Source organism: Xanthobacter autotrophicus (assembly GCF_029991245.1).
In the GTDB taxonomy this organism is placed as follows: Bacteria; Pseudomonadota; Alphaproteobacteria; order Rhizobiales; family Xanthobacteraceae; genus Xanthobacter; species Xanthobacter autotrophicus_C.
In genome coordinates this window covers 1-2,816 of record NZ_JAIVFO010000255.1, presented here as the reverse complement: position 1 = coordinate 2,816, position 2,816 = coordinate 1, and the positions used below count along the sequence as shown (strand labels likewise).

Annotated in this window: 3 protein-coding genes; 1 reads left to right on the top strand and 2 read right to left on the bottom strand. The window is 71.9% G+C overall.

All coding sequences use genetic code 11. The annotated features are described in order from the left end of the window. Window positions 1-99 precede the first annotated feature (99 nt). Window positions 100-765: a DsbA family protein gene (locus K9U41_RS22420; protein WP_349237869.1), complete on the bottom strand. Its 666-nt coding sequence runs from the start codon at window positions 763-765 to the stop codon at window positions 100-102. Window positions 766-985: 220 nt separating this feature from the next. Beyond that, on the bottom strand, window positions 986-1,483 hold the full coding sequence (locus K9U41_RS22415; RefSeq protein ID WP_282643052.1) for a DUF721 domain-containing protein: 498 nt from the start codon (window positions 1,481-1,483) through the stop codon (window positions 986-988). Window positions 1,484-1,734: 251 nt separating this feature from the next. On the opposite strand from K9U41_RS22415, the gene mutY reads away from it, so the two are divergent. Beyond that, window positions 1,735-2,766 (top strand): A/G-specific adenine glycosylase, encoded by a 1,032-nt coding sequence (gene mutY / locus K9U41_RS22410; protein WP_282643054.1) that lies wholly within the window; start codon window positions 1,735-1,737, stop codon window positions 2,764-2,766. The last annotated feature ends 50 nt before the right edge of the window (window positions 2,767-2,816 follow it).

Here is a 2,816-nt window from a genome sequence, read left to right as displayed (position 1 = left end):
CCCGTGTCCTGCCCCGACGTGGCGCCCCCTTCCCCGCAAGCGGGAGAGGGAGCGGCGGAGCGTCATGCCCCGCCCCAATTACCGCCTCAAATTACCGCCTCACTTGCCGCCGAGCAGCGGGGCCAGTTCCTTGTCCCATTCGGCGATGCCGAGGGCGCCGGAGAGCTTCTTGCCGTTGATGAAGAAGGTGGGGGTCGCGTTCACGCCCAGCTCCTTGTTGGCGTAGAGGGCGCTTTCCTGCACCTTCTCGCCGAGGGTCTGGTCGGTGAGGCACTTCTCGAAGTCGGCCTGGCTCATGCCCGCCTGCTTGGCCACCGCCAGAAGGCCGGCCGCCGGGTCCTGGCTATAGGCCCAGGTCTTCTGCGTCTCGAACAGGGTCGAGACCATGGGGAAATACTTGTCGTCCGGCATGCAGCGGGCCAGCATGAACGCCGCGGTGGCCACCGGCTCGAACGGGAATTCGCGGAAGATGAAGCGCACCTTGCCGGTGTCGATGTATTTCGTCTTCAGCTCGGGGAAAGTGGTGATGTGGAAGGCGGCGCAGTGGCTGCACGTGGCCGAGGCGTATTCCACCACCGTCACCGGTGCCGTGGCGCTGCCCAGCGCCTTCTCGGGCAGGGGGCTCGCGGCCGCGGCCATCAGCTTGGCCTGCTCGACCGTCTGCGCGGCGGCCGGCTCGAACGGGATGGTGAGGCCAAGGCCAAGCCCGGCGGCGAGGGCGGCAAGCCCGGCTCCGGCCAGGAAACGGCGGCGATCGAGAATCATGGACATCTCCGAAAGGTCCGGCGTCGGATCCGGCGGTCCCGCGCGGGCGGGAGCCGGATGCGCCGCGTCGCCGAATCTGGTGAGCGCAAAGCACAGGTAAGTGCAGGGGCGGGGCGCCCCGACGGTGAATCCATGGGGCTCTAACATGTCGCCCGTATGGCGGCAAACCTTGCGCCGATCACAGCTTGTTCAGTGCTGCCGCGCGCCTGCGGGAAGCTGCTCAGCCGCGTCCGCGCTCGCGCCGCACCAGCGCGCCGAGCCGGGCGAGGGAGGCGGCCAGCGCCTCGTCCTCGAAGGCGCCGATCTCGCCGCGCACGGCGGCGATGGTGGACGGCTCGGGCTTGGGTGGCAGGGGCTGGCGGGCGTGGCGCTGCGGCACCGGCCCCTGGCGCAGGGCGAGGCGGCCCACGCAACGCCAGCCGAAATAGGCGTTGATGCGCTCCACCACCACGCCGGCGGCATATTGCAGCTCGATGGCGTAGGCGCCTTCCACCCGCACCACGAGGGTGGCGGCGGCGCCGTCCTCCTTGGGCCATTGCAGGCGCACCGGCATGCAGCGGGGTGCGAGGTCCGGCCCCACGATCTCGTCCCAGTGGGTCACCACCTCCACCACGGAGAAGCCCGCCTTGCCGCACAGGTCCGAGATGCTCGGCGCGACGAAGTCGGCGAGCGGCCGGGGGCCGGAACGGCGGCGGAGCATGCGGGACGGGTTCGACACGGGGATTCTCTGAAGGGGAAGAGGGCGCGGCGCCCCTTGTCCTGCGGCGCCGGCGCGGCCACCTTGGCCGCATGACATCCTCCCCCGCCGCAAGAGCCACGGCAAGAGCCGCAACGAGAGCCGCTGCAAGAGCGACTGCAAGAGCCTCCGCGGGGGCCTCGGCCCATGCCGCAGCAAATTCCGACGCAAGTTCCAGCGCACCCGCCGCCGCCGGGGCTGCATCCCATCCCGCCGGACCGGACCCCGCCGCGCTGCTCGCCTGGTACGATCGCCACCGCCGCCGCCTGCCCTGGCGGGCGGAGCCGGGGCGCCGTGCCGATCCCTATCACGTGTTCCTCTCCGAGATCATGCTGCAGCAGACCACGGTGAAGGCGGTGGGGCCGTATTTCGGAGCCTTCCTTGCCCGCTGGCCCAGCGTGTCGCATCTCGCCGCCGCGCCGCTGGAGGAGGTGCTCTCCGCCTGGGCGGGGCTCGGCTATTACGCCCGCGCCCGCAATCTCCACGCCTGCGCCAAGGCGGTGGTGGCGCGCCATGGCGGGCGCTTCCCGGACGCCGAGGCGGCGCTGCTCGATCTTCCCGGCATCGGGCCCTACACGGCCGCCGCCATCGCCGCCATCGCCTTCGACCGGCCGGCGAGCCCGGTGGACGGCAATATCGAGCGCGTCATTTCCCGCCTCCATGCCATCGGCGAGCCTTTGCCGGGGGCGAAACCCGCCATCAAGGCCCGCGCCGCCGCGCTGACGCCGCACCAGCGGCCGGGGGATTTCGCCCAGGCCATGATGGATCTTGGCGCCACCATCTGTACGCCGAAATCCCCCGCCTGCGCGCTCTGCCCCTGGATGGAGCCGTGCGTGGCGCGCGCCGAGGGCGATGCCGCCCGCTATCCGGTGAAGGCGCCCAAGGGCGAGAAGCCCAGGCGCGAGGGCACGGCCTTCCTCGCCGTGCGGGCGGATGGGGCGGTGCTGCTGCGCACCCGGCCCGACAAGGGCCTGCTGGCGAAGATGACGGAGGTGCCTTCCACCCCCTGGGACAGCCGGGCGGGGGCGAAGGCGCCGGCGCGTGCCGAGGATCACGCCCCCTTCCCGACCCGCTGGCGCAGCCTGCCGGGGGCGGTGGAGCACGTCTTCACCCATTTCGCGCTGACGCTGAAGGTGTGCCGGGCGGACCTGCCCGCCACCACGCCGGCCCCTGAGGGCCATCGCTGGGCGCGGCCGGAGGGCTTCGGGCGGGAGGCGCTGCCCTCGCTCATGCGCAAGGTGCTGGCCCACGGGGGGATCGAGTAGGACGGCGTTGCTCCCCTCTCTCCTCGCGGGAGAGGGGCTTGGGGGTGAGG